This is a genomic window from Blastococcus sp. Marseille-P5729 (assembly GCF_900292035.1).
In the GTDB taxonomy this organism is placed as follows: Bacteria; Actinomycetota; Actinomycetes; order Mycobacteriales; family Antricoccaceae; genus Cumulibacter.
In genome coordinates this window covers 472,809-488,323 of the sequence record NZ_OMPO01000001.1, presented here as the reverse complement: position 1 = coordinate 488,323, position 15,515 = coordinate 472,809, and the positions used below count along the sequence as shown (strand labels likewise).

The window sequence follows — 15,515 nt, the reverse complement described above, 5'->3', positions numbered from 1 at the left end:
CAGCCAGAGCGGAGTGACCGATCGCGAACCGGCCGACTGCTACTCCGAGATTGGAAGGCCTACCCCGGTCCCCTCTACGACGGACGTGATTCCGGCTTGCATCTCAGCCGCCCACAGCTCGGGCATGCTCGGTTCGAGGACGGCCCCCGCTCCACCTTCGCGAATGTCGACATTGATCCACAGGCTCCCGACCGCGAGCGCATGGAACTGCTCGTGGACGCGCACCGGAGTTCCGGGCGGGAAGTCGACGCGGCGGTGATGCCATACCGCTATCGACCCACCTCCGGCGTAGGCCACCACGATCACGTCGGCAGCTGTCCGCGCGAAGCCATCGCGCCAGCCCCAAGGCGTCTTGCCCACCTGCTTGGCGTGGACCCAGTGCATGGTGTGGCCTGGGCCGTAGCTCTGGCAGTTCTGAGGGTGCTCAGTGCGCGGCTGATTAGGCATGATGACCTCCATCGTTCTCGGATACGGAGGTTCCGTTCCGTCTGTTCCGCCACCGGTCGGCAGCGGCTGGTCTGCTCCCGGAGCACCCGCGACGGAGCGGGTTGCTGTCTGGCCAGCCGGGACTTCGCGCCAGATCTCTCGACCTGCGGTGAACGATACTTCACGGCGCGGCGCGCCGGCCCGGGCACCCGGTCGTCGACGGGCGTGTAGTGCCGTCAGCGGGGAGGGCCATATTGGTCCGTGAGCGAGCTGCGCATCATGACTAGACCGCAGCCCGAAGGGACTGGCAGACCGCGAGCAGCTGCTCGCGGATCGGTCGGGCCCGCTCGGTGAACTCCCTCTGGAGCGCCACGTACTGCGCCCGGCCGGACGCCGTCTCCACCCGGATCGGCGCGATGCCCAGCTCGCTGAGGTCGTACGGACTGGCCTGCATGTCGACATACCGGATGTCCCGGGCGAGCTCGAAGGCGTCGGCGACGAGGCTGGACGATGTCGCCGGCGCGAGCTTGTACGCCCACTTGTAGAGGTCCATTCCGGCGTGCAGGCAGCCGGGTTGTTCCTGCGCGAGCTGGTCCTGCCGGCTGAGCTGGGTCTCGTTGAGTGGCGCCGCGGGCTCGGTGAAGAACCGGAAGGCATCGAAGTGAGTGCAGCGCAGCCCGCGCTCGTCCACCGTGGCCGCCACCTTCGTGGGCGGCAGCCGCAGCGGCCAAGAGCTGTGCCGAACCTTCTCGGACGGAAGTCCGTACACCATCGCCCACTCGTGCATCCCGAAGCAGCCGTGTCGCGCCGGACGGTCGAGGGTGGAGCGCATCAGCCGCCGGACGAGCTCGACCGCGCCGCTGCGCTGCCGCGCGAGCGCACGTGCATCGACCGTGATCGATGAGTCGCGGACGGTATAGAACGGCCAGTCTCGATGCGGTGCCGTCAGGTCGCTGATCGCGGTGCCGATCCCGGGATGCCAGCGGCGCAGCTGGTTGGGCCGGTAGACGTAGTAGGTGAATAGGAAGTCCTCGACCGGGTGCGCGATGGCCCGTGCCTGCCGCGCCTCGTGTGCACCGACCAGAGCGTCGATCCGCGCGAGATGCTCGCGCTGGCGCGCGACCCAGCAACGCTCGAGAATCACCCGTCCTGCCGGCGACGGACGACCACCACCGGGCACTCGGCCTCCCGCACGACCGTGTCGGCGACCGAGCCGATGATCCGGCCCGCGAGCCCGGTGACACCGCGGTCGCCGACTACCACGACATCGGCAGTCCGGGACAGCTGCAGGAGTGCCTTGGTGGGCGAGCCGTGCAAAGCCATGGCGTGCACGGGCACGTCGAACCGAGCGGCGACCGACTCGGCGCGGGCACGGGTGTGCGCCTCGGTCGCATCCTGGAACTCCTGGGTCGAGGGGATCACGCCTGGGCCCACGTCGGCGGGCCGGACGGCGTTCTTGATGTTCCAGGCGCGGACGACCGTCAGGGACGTGCCACGACGCGCGGCCTCCTCGGCCGCGTACTCGATCGCCTCGAGCGCCCGTCCCGAACCGTCGTCTCCGACGACGACCCCGGTCACAGCGTCAGGTACGGGGTGGTCGGGGATGCTCATCGGGTCCTCCTCAGGCTGATGGCGCCACGCTTCCGTAGCCACTCGATCCTATGCCAGCGGTCGTCCGGGTACCGGTCCGTCGCGGTAGGTTGGGCGGGTGCTGCCCGTGCCGGGTAGGCCCGCCATGAACCAGGAGGAACAATGCGCATCGCTCGGTTCGTTGACCCGCAGGGACGAATGACCTTTGGTGTGATCGACGGGGATGGGGATCGCTCGGGTTGGACCATCGAAGCGATCGACGGGCATCCCTTCGGCCGCCTGTCGCGCACCGGGGACCGGTGGGCGTACGACGACGTACGACTGCTCTCGCCGATCCTGCCCTCGAAGGTGGTCTGCGTCGGTCGGAACTATGCCGCCCACGCCGCGGAGCTCGGCAACGAGCTGCCCAAGGAGCCGATGCTGTTCCTGAAGCCCTCGACGTCGGTGATCGGGCCCGGTGATCCGATCCGGCTCCCGGCGGTCTCGCAGCGGGTGGACCACGAGGCCGAGCTCGCGGTCGTCATCGGTGCGACCGGGGCCCGCAAGCTCACCCGCGAGGACGCCGATCAGGCCATCTTCGGCATCACCGCGGCAAATGACGTCTCGGCGCGCGATCTGCAGAAGTCGGACGGACAGTGGGGAAGGGCCAAGTGCTTTGACTCCTTCTGTCCGCTCGGCCCGTGGATCGACACCGACATGGCGTACGACGACGTGCCCGTCATCTGCACGGTCGACGGGCAGCCTCGCCAGGATGGCTCGACCAAGGATCTGATCTTCGACGTCCCGACGCTGATCTCGTACATCTCGCACGTGATGACCCTGCTCCCGGGCGATGTGATCATCACCGGCACCCCCGACGGGGTCGGCCCGATCGTCGCCGGCAACGAGGTGAGCGTGCGCGTCGGCGATCTCGAGCTGACCAACCCCGTCGTCGCGGACGAGTAGTTGTTGCGAGGGGCACACTCATCCCGGTGGCGGCTCGGCAACGCGGTCCGGTAACATCTACCGCTGGCGCTCTCGCCGGGTAGCTCCGGGGGAAAGAGCCGCCTGCCTTGGGGTATGGTGTAATTGGCAGCACGACTGATTCTGGTTCAGTTAGTCTAGGTTCGAGTCCTGGTACCCCAGCTCTGAATGCGATCGGGGTGCCCATGAGTGCCTGTCGAGGCTCTGATAGAGTTTCCGCTCGCATCAGGTGCAGGATCTGCCCCCGTCGTCTAGTGGTCCAGGACGCCGCCCTCTCAAGGCGGTAACGCCGGTTCGAACCCGGTCGGGGGTACCACTTCTCGAGGCCCGTCTCCATTGGAGATGGGCCTCGCGACTTTGGCCCCCGCGCAGAAGCTTTGGCCCCCGCGCAGAAGGAGGCCGCATGCACGAGTCCGCCTCCGACCAGCCGCTCACCGGCCTGCCTGCCACCGGCCTTCCGGCCCATGCCGTGGTCGTCGGGGATCCCGCCCGCGCGGCGCAGGTCGCCGACCGGCTCGACGGTCCGCGCGAGCTCGCCCACCGCCGAGAGTTCCGCTCCTTCCTCGGATCCTGGCGCGGCGTCCCGGTCGTGGTCGCCTCGCACGGCGTCGGCGCACCGGGTGCGATGTGCCTGTTCCAGGAGTTGGCGGACGGCGGCGTCCGTTCCGTCGTCCGGCTGGGCACCGCCGGCGCCCTGCAACCGGGCCTGGGGGACGGGGAGCTCGTGATCGGCGAGGCATGTGTGCGCGACGACGGCGTCACCGGCCAGCTCGTGCCCGATACCTTCCCGGTCGCCGACGGAGTCGAGTCCGCCATCTGAGTAGCGCTCGACGGCCTGGTGGGCGCGGCGTGAGCGGGCTGCTCGTGGGCGCGGACGCGGTGCTGGTCTGCGATCCGGACGAGACGACGCTGGGGGCGAGCGCCGTGCTCATCGAGGACGGCGTGATCGCCGCGATCGGCGAGCTCGACGGGATGCGTGCCACGCATTCGGACCTCCAGGTGCTCGACGGCGCGGGGTGCGTTCTGCTGCCCGGCTGGATCAACACGCACACCCATCTGGCGATGAACATCTTCCGCGGGCTCACCGACGACGTGACCCTGGAGGTCTTCCTGCAGCGGTCGGTCGCCGCCGAGGTCGACCCGCTCACCCCGGAGCTAGTGGCCACCGGTGTACGTGCGGCACTGGCCGAATGCCTCCTCGGCGGCACGACCGGCGCACTGGACATGTACTTCTTCCACGAGTCAGCGGCAGCGCACATCGCGCACTGCCCGGCCTCGAACCTGAAGCTGGCGTGTGGAATCGCACCGGTTGCCCGGATGCTCGAGGAAGGGGTCGATGTCGCCTGCGGCACCGACGGTGCGGCATCGGCCGGAGCGCTGGACATGTTGCAGTCGGTGCGGCTGGCCGCGCTGCTGGCCAAGGGGCAGACCCAGAGCCCTACGGCGATCCCGGCCTATCGCGCGATCCGGATGGCGACGGCGGATGCCGCACGGGCTCTCGGCTGGGAGGCGGTCGGTCAGATCGCGGTCGGCATGCGTGCCGATCTGCAGCTGATCGACCTGGGCTCCGCAGCGACCGCACCGTGGCACGATCCAGCAGCCCGGGTCGTCTACAGCGCCGGCGCCTACGACGTACGGCACGTCATCGTCGACGGCGCGGTCGTCGTCCGGGACCGCGAACTGCGCACGATCGATGTGACAGCGGCGCTGGCGGATCTGCAGGTCGCGGCGGACCAGGCCGCCGCGGTGGTCGCCAGGCTCGCGGCGTCCTAGAGCTTGCGCTCGAGCTCCGCCGCCGCGTTCAGCAGCGGCCGCGACCACCGGGTGCCGGGGGAGCGGCCGATCCGCTCGGCCGGGCCGGAGATCGACAGCGCGGCCACCACCCCGCCGCGGCGATCGCGGACCGGCGCGGAGATCGACGCCACGCCCGGCTCCCGTTCGGCGATGGACGCCGACCACCCACGCTTGCGGACGCCGGCGATGGTGCGCGTGGTGAACGCCGACTCGGTGAGGGTGTGCGCGATGTCCTGGTCGTCGCTCCACGCGATGAGCACGTGTGCGGCCGACCCCGCCTTCATGGAGAGCCGGGCGCCGATCGGCACGGTGTCGCGCAGGCCGCTGGAACGTTCGGAGGCGGCGACGCACACGCGGGTGTCGTCCTCCCGGACGAACAGCTGGGCGCTCTCCCCGGTCAGGTCGCGAAGCTTGCGCAACACCGTCAGTGAGGCATCGACCAGTGGATCGCGGGCGAAGGCAGCCAGCTCGAGGATCGCCGGCCCCAGGACCCACCGGCTCTCGGTGTCGCGGCGCAGCACCCGGTGCGTCTCGAGCGCCGAGGCGATCCGGTGCGCGGTGGCGCGCGGCAGTCCCAGCTCCTCGACCAGCTCGGCGAGCGAGCGCGGGGTTCGCGCGCAGCACTCGACGATGGCGGCCGCCTTGTCCAGGACCCCGATGCCTGTCACCGCATGTTCCATGACGTGATACTACGTTCTCACTTCCTGGGATCGCCTTACGGGTCCGGCGCCCCAGCGCCTACAATTTCACTAGTTGAGACATACTCTCACATATTGAGACGAACGGAGAGGCTGCTCATGGGCAAGACCATGGCCGAGAAGATCTGGGAGCAGCACGTCGTGCACAGCGCCGACGGCGAGCCCGATCTGCTGTACATCGATCTGCACCTGCTGCACGAGGTGACCAGCCCACAGGCCTTCGACGGCCTGCGCGCCGCGGGGCGTCCGGTGCGCCGCACCGACCTCACTCTTGCGACCGAGGACCACAACGTCCCGACCACGGACGTCGACAAGCCGATCGCCGATCCGGTCTCGCGGCTGCAGGTCGACACGCTCCGCAAGAACTGCGCGGAGTTCGGCGTGCCCATCTACCCGATGGGCGACGAGAACCAGGGCATCGTGCACGTCATCGGCCCGCAGCTGGGGCTCACCCAGCCGGGCATGACGGTCGTCTGCGGCGACAGCCACACCTCTACGCACGGTGCGTTCGGTGCGCTGGCGTTCGGGATCGGCACGTCCGAGGTCGAGCAGGTACTCGCCACCCAGACGCTGCCGCTGCGTCCGTTCAAGACGATGTCGGTGACCGTCGACGGCGAGCTGGGTCAGGACGTGACCGCCAAGGACATCATCCTCGCCGTGATCGCCCAGATCGGCACGGGCGGCGGGCAGGGCCACGTCATCGAGTATCGCGGCTCGGCGATCGAGGCGCTGTCGATGGAGGCCCGCATGACGGTCTGCAACATGTCGATCGAGGCCGGCGCCCGCGCCGGAATGATTGCCCCCGATGAGACCACCTTCGAGTTCCTCAAGGGTCGCGAGCGTGCGCCCCAGGGAGCCGATTGGGACGCCGCGGTCGAGTACTGGAAGACGCTGCGGACCGACGATGACGCCACGTTCGACACGGAGGTCACCCTCGATGCGGGCACGCTGACACCGTTCGTCACCTGGGGAACCAACCCCGGCCAGGGGTCGACGCTTGACTCCTCGGTGCCGGATCCGACCGCGATCAAGGACGCCGAGAAGCGTGGCGCGGCCGAGAAGGCGCTGGCCTACATGGGGCTGGAGGCCGGCACGCCGTTGCGGGAGGTCGCCGTCGACACCGTGTTCGTCGGCTCGTGCACCAACGGCCGGATAGAGGACCTACGCGCCGCCGCGGAGGTCATCAAGGGGCGCAAGGTCGCCGACAGCGTTCGCATGCTCATCGTCCCCGGCTCGATGCGGGTCAAGCAGCAGGCCGAGGCCGAGGGCCTGGATGCGGTGTTCACGGCAGCGGGTGCCGAATGGCGCTCGGCGGGATGCTCGATGTGCCTGGGAATGAACCCGGACCAGCTCGCCCCCGGCGAGCGGTCGGCATCCACCTCGAACCGCAACTTCGAAGGACGGCAGGGCAAGGGCGGCCGCACTCACCTCGTGTCCCCCCTGGTCGCTGCGGCGACCGCCGTCCGCGGCACCCTGTCCTCCCCGAGCGATCTGGACGAGTAGGCGAGATCATGCAGAAGTTCATTACCCACACCGGAACGATGGCGCCGCTGCGCCGCAACAACGTCGACACCGATCAGATCATCCCGGCCGTCTACCTCAAGCGGGTCACGAAGACCGGTTTCGAGGACGGGCTGTTCTCAGCATGGCGGGCGAACGAGAAGGACTTCGTCCTGAACCGGCCGGAATACCAGCACGCCTCGATTCTCGTCGCCGGACCGGACTTCGGAACCGGTTCGTCCCGTGAGCACGCAGTCTGGGCGTTGCGCGACGGCGGATTCCGCGTCGTCATCTCCTCGCGGTTCGCGGACATCTTCCGTGGTAACTCGCTCAAGGACGGTCTGCTGACGATCGTGCTTCCCGAAGCGGACGTCGAGACGTTGATGGCCCGTGCGGAGTCGGATCCGGCGGCTGAGGTCACTGTCGATCTGGGCGCCAAGACCATCAAGGTCGGAAGCCAGAATGCCCAAGGCACAAGCGATGCAGACGCTTTGTCGATGTCCTTCGAGATCGATGACTACAGCCGCTGGCGGCTGATGGAAGGGCTTGACGACATCGGTCTCACGCTCCGCTACGAGGACGAGATCGACGCCTACGAGCGAAAGCGGCCCGCGTTCAAGCCGGTGACGAAGTAGCGAGCAGGGGCTGCGCGTCGGCGCGTAACCCTTGACACACCAAGGAATTGGGGCCGTGGTCATTGAACCACGGCCCCTCATTCCCTACCGTTACCGACAAGCCGGTCATCGGGAACGGCCGCGTTCGCTCCAGTCCTCCTCGGAAGCGGCGCACCGCAGAACGTCCTGGGAGGGACACGTGAACAAGTCCGAACTGATCGATGCGCTCGCCGTGCGCCTCGGCGGAGACAAGAAGGGCGCCAACGCCGCCATCGACGCCTTTGTCGATGTCGTCTTCCGCGCGGTCGCCAAGGGTGAGAAGGTCTCGATCGCCGGTTTCGGTGTGTTCGAGAAGCGCCCGCGTGCTGCCCGCATCGCCCGTAACCCCGCCACCGGTGAGCCGGTGAAGCTCAAGAAGACCTCGGTGCCGGCCTTCCGCCCGGGCACCTCGTTCAAGGGCTATGTCTCCGGTCAGATGAAGCTCGGGCCCGCACCCAAGCCTGCGAAGACCACCACCAAGTCTGCGGCGAAGTCGACCGCCGCAGCAGCGAAGGCGGCACCGGCCAAGAAGGCTGCCGCCAAGAAGACCGCCTCGAAGGCCCCGGCCAGGGCGGCCGCGAAGAAGTCCGCCGCGACGGCGCCGGCCAAGAAGACGGCTACGAAGTCGACGGCTACGAAGTCGACGGCAGCGAAGAAGACTGCGGCGAAGAAGACTGCGGCGAAGACCACCGCCCGGAAGACCGCTGCGAAGGCACCGGCGAAGAAGACCACGGCCCGCAAGGCCCCGGCCAAGAAGACCACGGCCCGCAAGGCCCCGGCGAAGAAGTAGCGTCGATCCGTCGCGAAGGTGCCCCGGGGTGATTACCCGGGGCACCTTCGCGTTGTAGTCGTCCCTTACGTAGGCAGCAGCGAGGGATAGTAGTCGTAGGTGACGATGCGGTCATCAATCGCGCCGATCACCCACATCCCGCCCTTCTTCGTTGCATAGCTGGCGCTACGCTTCGGCAGCATCGAGTTGAGCGCCGCCTCCATCACCTTGCCTTGGCTGACCGCGACCACCCGCTCGCCTTTGATCGCCAGCCGGTGGAGACGGTCGATGGCCGCCTCGGGGTCTGATTCCCAGCAATGATCGGAGATCAGCGCCGACGTCTCGATCATCATCCCGGTTCTCGACGCGAGCGGCTCTGCGGTCTGCAGGCACCGCGCGGGCGGGGCTGAGAGCAGCCGGGTGGGGGCGAGGCTCGGGACCGTGCGTCCGACCATCTCCGCCTGATCCGTGCCCTTGCCGTCCAGCGGGCGGAGGTCGTCGGGCCCGTCCCACCGTGAGCGGCTTCCGGCCCGCCCGTGCCGGACCAGGATCAGGCTTACTGGGATAGTGCCGACCTTCGCAAAACGGCTGAGGATCTGTCGGTCAGCCGGATAGGTCAGCGCCTTGAAGGCCTTGGCGAGCGGCAACCAGGCAAACTCGTCCACCTCGTCGTCGTCGATGGGCCGCGGATCATCGGTGCATTGCGGATCGAGCCGCATCGACCAGTACCAGACAGTCTTCGACCGGCCCTTGACCGGGTACCGCACGGATCCGAGCCGCGGGCCGACGGCGAAGCTCAGGCCGGTCTCCTCCTCAACCTCCCGGACAGCCGTCTGAATGGAGTTCTCGCCCTTGTCGGGCTTTCCCTTCGGGAGGGACCAGTCGTCGTAACCTGGCCGGTGGACCAACAGCACGTCCGGTCCGCTGGAGGTAGGCCGCCACAGGACCCCGCCTGCTGCCGTGAGTCGTTCTTGTTGCGCCATGTCGCTACCGCTACGCTCCTGTCCCGATTCGCTGGATCTGCTCCACCTGCGCATCGACCATGACGCCGTCCGAGCGGTCGGCCGAGTTGATCCAGGTGCCGTCGGGCTGCAGGTCCCAGCCGATGATGTCGTCGTCCATGAGGCGGCGGATCATCCGCGTGATGCGCGTCTTCGCGTACTGGTCGTCGACCCGCACCAGAACCTCGACACGACGGTCAAGGTTGCGGTGCATCAGGTCAGCGGAGCCGATGAAGATCTCCGGCTCACCGGCGTTGCGGAAGTATGCGACGCGCGAGTGCTCCAGGAACCTACCGACGATCGAGCGGACCCGGATGTTCTCCGAGAGCCCGGGCACACCGGGCCGCACCGAGCAGTTCGTGCGGATCACGAGGTCGACGCGGACACCGTCCTGGGATGCGCGGTACAGCGCATCGATCGAAGCCTCGTCGACGATGTGGTTGCTCTTGATGATGATGTGCGCCTCGCGACCGGATCGCGCGTGCTCGGCCTCTCGCTCGATCCGCTCGATCAGCCCGCTGCGCACTCCGTGGGGCGCGACCAGGAGCTTGCGGTACTGCTGCTGACGCGAGTACCCGGTGAGCACGTTGAAGAGATCGGTCAGGTCGGCGCCGACGTCGGGATCTGCGGTGAGCAGGCCGAGATCCTCGTAGAGCCGCGCAGTCTTCGGGTTGTAGTTTCCAGTGCCGATGTGGCAGTAGCGACGTAGCGATCCGCCCTCCTGGCGCACCACGAGCGCGGTCTTGCAGTGGGTCTTCAGGCCGACAATCCCGTACACGACATGACATCCGGCACGCTCGAGGGCTCGGGCCCAGCTGATGTTCGCCTCTTCGTCGAACCTGGCCTTGATCTCGCCCAGAACCACGACCTGTTTGCCGGCCTCGGCAGCGCTGATCAACGCTTGCACGATCGGGGAGTCGCCGGACGTGCGGTACAGGGTCTGCTTGATCGCGAGCACGTGCGGGTCCGCAGCGGCCTGCTCGATGAACTTCTGGGTTGTCGTGGCGAACGAGTCATAGGGGTGGTGCAGCAGGACGTCCCCGCCACGGAGCACGTCGAAGAACGAGTCGCCCTTCGCCAACCGGGCGGGTGAGCCCGGCACGTACGGATCGTCCTTCAAGTCCGGCCGGTCGACCGCGAAGATCGCCCACAGCGACGAGAGATCCAGCAGCCCCGGGACGACCAGCACATCCCCGGGATCGATGTCGATCTCCCGGGTGAGCAGGTCGAGGGTCTTCTGGTCCATCGTGTCGGTGACCTCGAGGCGCACCGCCGGCCCGAACCGGCGTCGCGCCAGCTCGCGCTCAAGCGCCTGCAGCAGGTCCTCGTCGCGGTCCTCCTCGACATCGAGATCGGCATTGCGGGTGACCCGGAAGGGATGGTGGGCGACGACCTCCATGCCGGGGAACAGCCCATCGAGGTTGGCCTCGATCAGCGACTCCAACGGCAGAAACCGGTCGCCTCCGAGGCCGACGAACCGATCGACATTAGGCGGAATCTTCACCCGAGCGAACCGTTCCAGCTTGCTGCCCGGCTCGCGGATGACCACGGCGAGGTTCAGTGAGCGTCCGGAGATGTACGGGAAGGGGTGCGCCGGGTCCACAGCCAGCGGCGTGAGCACGGGGAAGACCTTCTGCCGGAAGTAGGCATCCATCCGCTCCTTCTCCGGATCCGACAGCTGCGCGTGCGAGATGATGTCGATTCCCTCGGCGCGCAGCGCCGGCAGGACGTCGTCGGTGAAGCAGGCGATGTGCCGGTGCACGAGCCCCTGGGCCTTCTCGTTGATGACGGCGAGCTGCTCCGCGGCCGTGAGCCCGTCGGCGGACCGGGCGAGCAGCCCCATGCTCTGTCGGCGCTTGAGCCCGGCGACGCGCACCATGTAGAACTCGTCGAGATTGCTGGCGAAGATCGCGAGGAACTTGACCCGTTCCAGCAACGGAGTCCGTGGATCCTCCGCGGAGGCGAGCACCCGGGCGTTGAAGTCCAGCCAGGAGATCTCCCGGTTGGTGTACCGGTCCCTCGGCAGGGGGCACTCGCTGGGGGCAGGCGTGTTCATCGGTCCATCGTCGCGCACCCGAGTGCCGCGCGCAGCAGTCGGGTGGTTGCCGGGCCGCAGCCCAGGAGCTGCGCCGAGCCCAGGTCGGCCGGAAGGTCGACGTCCTGCCGCAGCCCCGGCTCGTCGAGCTCGAGCCGGACCGCGCCCGAGCGCTGGTGAGTGGCCGCCGAGTCAACACCGAAGGACGGCGCGAGGTCGGCTCCACGGAGGGCGGCCACGAACGCGGTGCCCGTACCGGCGTGGTCAGGTACGAAGGACCGGCGGTGCTGGCCAGCCTGCAGGAGCGTGCGGGCGAGCTCGTCGGGCCGGAGCGCGGGCAGGTCCGCGGTGAGGGCGGCGACCGGTTCAGCAGCCAGTCCGGCGCGTTCGATCCCAAGCACGATGGCGGCGTTGAGCCGCGCGAATCCGCGCGGCGCGCCGTCATGCTGCTCCTCGATCACGTGGGCGCCGCTGCCCAGGGCGATCTCGCGCACCTGCTCGTCCTCGGTCACCACCACCGTCCCTGCCACGAGGGGACAGGCGACTACCGCGCGCAGCGTGTCGCTGGCGAAGGCGACCGCGAGCCGGGCGCGGTCCAGGCCCGCGAGGCGGGTCTTGGATGCCGCGGCGCGTTTGACCGGCAGGATGACCTGCCAACGAGGCTGGTCGGGAGTTGTCATCGGATCCAGTGTCTCAACTGGCTAAGGTGACAGACAGCGCGGGCAGTCGGGCAGCCCCGCGTGGACGAAAGGACGACGCGTGAGCGAGAACCCCGACGCAGCGGTCAGGCGCGGCCGTAAGACCGCCGGCAAGCTGGGACCGGCGCTGCAGTTCATGGTGCCGGCGGTGCGCGGTCTCTCGCGCACTGTCTTCAAGGAGAAGTTCGAGGGCCAGGACCACATTCCCGTCACCGGGCCGGCGCTCGTCGTCCTGAACCACATCTCGGTGCTGGACCCGCTCGCGACCGCGTCCTTCGTGTGGACCGCGGGCCGCCTGCCGCTGTTCCTGATCAAGGACAGCGTCTTCAATGTGCCACTGGTCGGCAAGCTGTTCACGAAGTCGCGGCAGATCTCGGTCAGCCGCGGCTCCTCGGCCGCACAGGCGTCCCTGGACGCGGCGATCGCCGCGCTCCGTGACGGGCAGGTCGTCGCCGTCTACCCCGAGGGCACCGTGACACGCGATCCCGACTTCTGGCCCATGCAAGCCAAGACCGGCGTAGCGCGGATCGCGCTCGCCGTGCCCGAGGCGCCCGTGATCCCGGTCGCGCAGTGGGGTGCCCACCGCTCGTTCGACTACCACACCAAGAAGCTGCGGCTGTTTCCCCGCAAGCAGACCCACATTCGCGCCCTGCCGCCGATGGACATCTCGAAGTACCACGGGCGAACCGATAACCAGGCTGCCCGCCGGCTTACCGACGAGATGATGCGCGCCCTCGCCGACGAGGTGGGCCGGATGCGCGGCAAGCCCGCACCGGCCGAGCTCTACCGCTTCGTGACCCCGAAACGGGCCGGCAGGCCCGGTGACGAGAAGGGCGCGAGGTGATCACCAGAGCCGCCGTGATGGGCGCCGGCTCGTGGGGAACGGCGTTCGCCAAGGTCCTGGCGGACGCCGGGCTGCCGGTGCGGCTGTGGGCCCGGCGCTCGGAGCTGGTCGAGGCGATCCAGGGCAGTCGCGCCAACCCGGACTATCTCCCCGAGATCACCCTCCCGGACGGGATCGAGGCGACGGACGACCCGCGGTACGCCCTGGACGGCGCGGATCTGGTGGTGCTGGCCGTCCCGTCGCAGTCGCTGCGCGAGAACCTCCAGCAGTGGCGTGCGTACATCGGACCCGACGCGACGTTGATGAGCCTCATGAAGGGGATCGAGCTCGGCACCATGCTGCGGATGTCGCAGGTCGTGGCCGAGACTGCCGAGGTGACCAGCGATCGGGTCGCTGTGCTCAGCGGGCCGAATCTCGCCCGGGAGGTCGCGGAGGGACAGCCGGCAGCCACCGTGATCGCCTGCGAGGATCACGACCGCGCGGTCGAGGTGCAGAGGATCTGCCAGACCATGTACTTCCGGCCCTACACCAGCACGGACGTCGTGGGCTGCGAGCTGGGCGGCGCGGTCAAGAACGTCATCGCCCTCGCCTGCGGCATGGCCGAGGGGATGGGATTCGGTGACAACACCAAGGCGACCTTGATGACCCGGGGGCTGGCCGAGACGGCACGGCTGGGCCTGAAGCTCGGCGCCTCGGTGACCACCTTCTCCGGTCTGGCCGGAATCGGTGACCTCGCGGCCACCTGCTCGTCCCCGCTGTCCCGCAACCGCACCTTCGGCGAACGGCTGGGCCGCGGCGAGACCCTGGAGGAGGCGGCCAGCCACACCCGACAGGTCGCCGAGGGCGTGAAGTCCTGCCGGTCCGTGCTCGACCTGGCGCGCGCCAACGAGGTCGAGATGCCGATCACTGAAGCCATCGTGATGATCTGTCATGCGGGGCGGGACGCCCGCGATGTCGTTCCAGTGCTGATGGGGCGGGCACCCAAGCCGGAGGGGATCTAGGCGCCGGTGCCCTTCAGGCGCTCGCCGAGCACCTTCGAGATGGGGGAGATGATGGCGCTGCCGGAGGCGTCGGACGGCACAGCGACCGAGACGTAGACCTCCCGGTCGACCGCCGTCCACACCACATTGCTGCCCGGCAGGCCATAGTCCGAGGTGTCGGTGTCCTGCTCCACCATCCAGGTCACGCCGTTGACCGCGGTGAGGTTCGTGGCGGTCTCGATGTCGTCGGGCTTCGGCACGCCGCACACCAGCGTGATCGGCGGGTCGCCCCACGCGAGTGAGCCCGGATGCCCGGTGACTGCCCGCTTCTGCCGCCCGTCGAGCTCGTCCGGCAGGCCGATCACGACGTTCGCGCAGACGTCTTCGGTGCCGTCGGCCTCCTGCACGCTCACCTTCTCGAGCGGACCGGTCTCACCCGCGTCGCCGAGATTGCTGGAGATCAGCCACGCCGTCACCAGCCCGGCGAGCAGGGCGGCGGGGAGGGCGATGAAGGTTGCCTTGCGGGCGGGCGACATTGGCACCCGCCCATTCTAGGGCGGGGCATTGGTACGGTCGCCGGGTGCACAACGACTCTGGAACAGTGGGCGAGCAGGGTGAGTTCCCCTCGATCGACCGGATCGTGCGGCTCGCCGCAGACCAGACCTCCGGCCCCGGCGTGCTGCTCGGGCCCGGGGACGACTCAGCGGTCGTCGCCGCGCCCGACGGGCGAGTGGTCATCAGCACCGACGTGTACGTCGAGGACCGGCATTTCCGGCGCGACTGGTCCAGCGCCGAGGACATCGGGCACCGCGTGATCGCGGCCGCCGTTGCCGACGTCGCCGCCATGGGTGCCAGCCCCACGGCGGTCGTCGTCGGGCTCGCCTGCCCGGCTGACACCCAGGTCGGCTGGCTCGACGGTTTCAGCAGGGGAGTGCGCGACGAGTGTGCGACCGCCGGGGCCAGTCTGGTCGGGGGCGACATGTCCCGTAGCGATCTCATCTTCGTGTCGGTGACCGCGCTCGGCGATCTCGACGGGGCCGCTCCGGTCCGGCGGGACGGCGCCAGAGACGGGGACGTCGTCGCCGTCTGCGGAACGCTTGGCCACGCCGCGGCGGGGCTGGCCATCCTCTCGCGCGGGTTCCGCGCCGGGAAGCAGTTCATCGACGCGCACCGGCGTCCCGCGCCGCCGTACGCCGAGGGCCCGAGGGCCGCGCGATCCGGAGCGAGCGCCATGTGCGACGTCAGCGACGGGCTCGTCGCGGACCTGGGACACATCGCGACCGCCAGCGGCGTGCACATCGACCTCGATCCGGCCGCCTTCGACATCCCGCCGCGCATGGCCGAGATCGCCTCCGCGCTCGGCGCCGACCCGCTGCACTGGGTGAGCGCGGGCGGTGACGACCACGCCCTCGCTGCCACCTTCGCCCCGGACGCCGTCCCGCCCGGATGGTCAGTAGTCGGGACCGTGCGGTCGTCGAGCGAGCCCGCGGTGACCATCGCCGGGTCGCCACCGCAGGCGGCCGGATGGACGCATTTCAACCGGACGTAGTGCGTCCGCCGCCGA

17 protein-coding genes, 2 tRNA genes and 1 riboswitch are annotated in these 15,515 nt (G+C 68.9%); of the genes, 11 read left to right on the top strand and 8 right to left on the bottom strand.

Features of this window, described 5'->3' with window-relative positions; all coding sequences use genetic code 11:
• Positions 1-39 precede the first annotated feature (39 nt).
• The 3 genes from DAA40_RS02360 to DAA40_RS02350 all read right to left on the bottom strand — a co-directional run bounded on the left by DAA40_RS02360 (position 40) and on the right by DAA40_RS02350 (position 2,037).
• Positions 40-447, bottom strand: coding sequence for a hypothetical protein (locus DAA40_RS02360; protein WP_158716186.1), 408 nt, complete (start codon positions 445-447; stop codon positions 40-42).
• A 35-nt stretch (positions 448-482) separates the two neighbouring features.
• Positions 483-591, bottom strand: a riboswitch (SAM riboswitch).
• Between the two features lie 118 nt (positions 592-709).
• On the bottom strand, positions 710-1,570 hold the full coding sequence (locus DAA40_RS02355) for a 3-methyladenine DNA glycosylase (protein WP_106848121.1): 861 nt from the start codon (positions 1,568-1,570) through the stop codon (positions 710-712).
• Positions 1,567-2,037, bottom strand: coding sequence for a universal stress protein (locus DAA40_RS02350; RefSeq protein WP_106848120.1), 471 nt, complete (start codon positions 2,035-2,037; stop codon positions 1,567-1,569). The genes DAA40_RS02355 and DAA40_RS02350 overlap by 4 nt, the downstream gene beginning before the upstream one ends.
• Before the next feature lie 141 nt (positions 2,038-2,178).
• Between DAA40_RS02350 and DAA40_RS02345 the strand changes: the two genes are divergently transcribed.
• The 5 genes from DAA40_RS02345 (at position 2,179) to DAA40_RS02325 (ending at position 4,752) form a co-directional block, all read left to right on the top strand.
• Positions 2,179-2,961: a fumarylacetoacetate hydrolase family protein gene (locus DAA40_RS02345; protein WP_106848119.1), complete on the top strand. Its 783-nt coding sequence runs from the start codon at positions 2,179-2,181 to the stop codon at positions 2,959-2,961.
• Positions 2,962-3,069: 108 nt separating this feature from the next.
• Positions 3,070-3,141 (top strand) — tRNA-Gln (locus tag DAA40_RS02340).
• Between the two features lie 78 nt (positions 3,142-3,219).
• A tRNA-Glu gene (locus tag DAA40_RS02335) sits at positions 3,220-3,295 on the top strand.
• Between the two features lie 87 nt (positions 3,296-3,382).
• Positions 3,383-3,799 carry a hypothetical protein gene (locus tag DAA40_RS02330; protein WP_106848118.1) on the top strand — a complete coding sequence of 139 codons (417 nt, stop codon included), beginning with the start codon at positions 3,383-3,385 and terminating at the stop codon, positions 3,797-3,799.
• A 29-nt stretch (positions 3,800-3,828) separates the two neighbouring features.
• Positions 3,829-4,752: an amidohydrolase family protein gene (locus DAA40_RS02325; RefSeq protein ID WP_158716185.1), complete on the top strand. Its 924-nt coding sequence runs from the start codon at positions 3,829-3,831 to the stop codon at positions 4,750-4,752.
• On the opposite strand, the gene DAA40_RS02320 is transcribed toward DAA40_RS02325, so the two are convergent.
• Complete coding sequence (locus DAA40_RS02320) at positions 4,749-5,453, bottom strand: IclR family transcriptional regulator (RefSeq protein WP_106848116.1); 705 nt, start codon at positions 5,451-5,453, stop codon at positions 4,749-4,751. The genes DAA40_RS02325 and DAA40_RS02320 overlap by 4 nt on opposite strands.
• Before the next feature lie 117 nt (positions 5,454-5,570).
• Here DAA40_RS02320 and leuC point away from each other — a divergent pair, with 117 nt between their 5' ends.
• The 3 genes from leuC (at position 5,571) to DAA40_RS02305 (ending at position 8,414) form a co-directional block, all read left to right on the top strand.
• Complete coding sequence (gene leuC, locus DAA40_RS02315) at positions 5,571-6,974, top strand: 3-isopropylmalate dehydratase large subunit (protein WP_106848115.1); 1,404 nt, start codon at positions 5,571-5,573, stop codon at positions 6,972-6,974.
• An 8-nt stretch (positions 6,975-6,982) separates the two neighbouring features.
• On the top strand, positions 6,983-7,606 hold the full coding sequence (gene leuD, locus DAA40_RS02310; protein ID WP_106848114.1) for a 3-isopropylmalate dehydratase small subunit: 624 nt from the start codon (positions 6,983-6,985) through the stop codon (positions 7,604-7,606).
• 178 nt (positions 7,607-7,784) lie between these two features.
• Complete coding sequence (locus DAA40_RS02305; RefSeq protein WP_106848113.1) at positions 7,785-8,414, top strand: HU family DNA-binding protein; 630 nt, start codon at positions 7,785-7,787, stop codon at positions 8,412-8,414.
• Positions 8,415-8,479: 65 nt separating this feature from the next.
• Here DAA40_RS02305 and DAA40_RS02300 read toward each other — a convergent pair whose 3' ends face one another.
• From DAA40_RS02300 to cofC, 3 genes are read right to left on the bottom strand one after another with little or no spacing between them, the layout of a single operon-like run.
• Positions 8,480-9,376 carry an NUDIX hydrolase gene (locus DAA40_RS02300; RefSeq protein WP_158716184.1) on the bottom strand — a complete coding sequence of 299 codons (897 nt, stop codon included), beginning with the start codon at positions 9,374-9,376 and terminating at the stop codon, positions 8,480-8,482.
• A 10-nt stretch (positions 9,377-9,386) separates the two neighbouring features.
• Positions 9,387-11,450 (bottom strand): RNA degradosome polyphosphate kinase, encoded by a 2,064-nt coding sequence (locus DAA40_RS02295; RefSeq protein ID WP_106848111.1) that lies wholly within the window; start codon positions 11,448-11,450, stop codon positions 9,387-9,389.
• Complete coding sequence (gene cofC / locus DAA40_RS02290; RefSeq protein WP_106848110.1) at positions 11,447-12,109, bottom strand: 2-phospho-L-lactate guanylyltransferase; 663 nt, start codon at positions 12,107-12,109, stop codon at positions 11,447-11,449. The genes DAA40_RS02295 and cofC overlap by 4 nt, the downstream gene beginning before the upstream one ends.
• A 79-nt stretch (positions 12,110-12,188) precedes the next feature.
• On the opposite strand from cofC, the gene DAA40_RS02285 reads away from it, so the two are divergent.
• The gene (locus DAA40_RS02285; RefSeq protein WP_106848109.1) at positions 12,189-12,971 is read left to right on the top strand and encodes a 1-acyl-sn-glycerol-3-phosphate acyltransferase; all 783 of its coding nucleotides are present in this window, start codon (positions 12,189-12,191) and stop codon (positions 12,969-12,971) included.
• Complete coding sequence (locus tag DAA40_RS02280) at positions 12,968-13,972, top strand: NAD(P)H-dependent glycerol-3-phosphate dehydrogenase (protein WP_234356203.1); 1,005 nt, start codon at positions 12,968-12,970, stop codon at positions 13,970-13,972. Before DAA40_RS02285 ends, DAA40_RS02280 begins: the two co-directional genes overlap by 4 nt.
• Here the strand turns inward: DAA40_RS02280 and DAA40_RS02275 are convergent.
• Entirely contained in the window at positions 13,969-14,487 is a 519-nt protein-coding gene (locus DAA40_RS02275; RefSeq protein WP_106848108.1) for a DUF3515 domain-containing protein, read from the bottom strand. The genes DAA40_RS02280 and DAA40_RS02275 overlap by 4 nt on opposite strands.
• A gap of 44 nt (positions 14,488-14,531) precedes the next feature.
• On the opposite strand from DAA40_RS02275, the gene DAA40_RS02270 reads away from it, so the two are divergent.
• Positions 14,532-15,500, top strand: coding sequence for a thiamine-phosphate kinase (locus DAA40_RS02270; protein WP_106848107.1), 969 nt, complete (start codon positions 14,532-14,534; stop codon positions 15,498-15,500).
• The last annotated feature ends 15 nt before the right edge of the window (positions 15,501-15,515 follow it).

What these genes read in the sequence shown, in the direction of transcription:
- DAA40_RS02295 (WP_106848111.1), bottom strand. Translation starts at nt 11,450, where the DNA reads ATGAACACGCCTGCCCCCAGCGAGTGCCCCCTGCCGAGGGACCGGTAC.
- cofC (WP_106848110.1), bottom strand. Translation starts at nt 12,109, where the DNA reads ATGACAACTCCCGACCAGCCTCGTTGGCAGGTCATCCTGCCGGTCAAA.
- DAA40_RS02350 (WP_106848120.1), bottom strand. Translation starts at nt 2,037, where the DNA reads ATGAGCATCCCCGACCACCCCGTACCTGACGCTGTGACCGGGGTCGTC.
- DAA40_RS02345 (WP_106848119.1), top strand. Translation starts at nt 2,179, where the DNA reads ATGCGCATCGCTCGGTTCGTTGACCCGCAGGGACGAATGACCTTTGGT.
- leuC (WP_106848115.1), top strand. Translation starts at nt 5,571, where the DNA reads ATGGGCAAGACCATGGCCGAGAAGATCTGGGAGCAGCACGTCGTGCAC.
- DAA40_RS02300 (WP_158716184.1), bottom strand. Translation starts at nt 9,376, where the DNA reads ATGGCGCAACAAGAACGACTCACGGCAGCAGGCGGGGTCCTGTGGCGG.
- DAA40_RS02320 (WP_106848116.1), bottom strand. Translation starts at nt 5,453, where the DNA reads ATGGAACATGCGGTGACAGGCATCGGGGTCCTGGACAAGGCGGCCGCC.
- DAA40_RS02275 (WP_106848108.1), bottom strand. Translation starts at nt 14,487, where the DNA reads ATGTCGCCCGCCCGCAAGGCAACCTTCATCGCCCTCCCCGCCGCCCTG.
- leuD (WP_106848114.1), top strand. Translation starts at nt 6,983, where the DNA reads ATGCAGAAGTTCATTACCCACACCGGAACGATGGCGCCGCTGCGCCGC.
- DAA40_RS02330 (WP_106848118.1), top strand. Translation starts at nt 3,383, where the DNA reads ATGCACGAGTCCGCCTCCGACCAGCCGCTCACCGGCCTGCCTGCCACC.
- DAA40_RS02360 (WP_158716186.1), bottom strand. Translation starts at nt 447, where the DNA reads ATGCCTAATCAGCCGCGCACTGAGCACCCTCAGAACTGCCAGAGCTAC.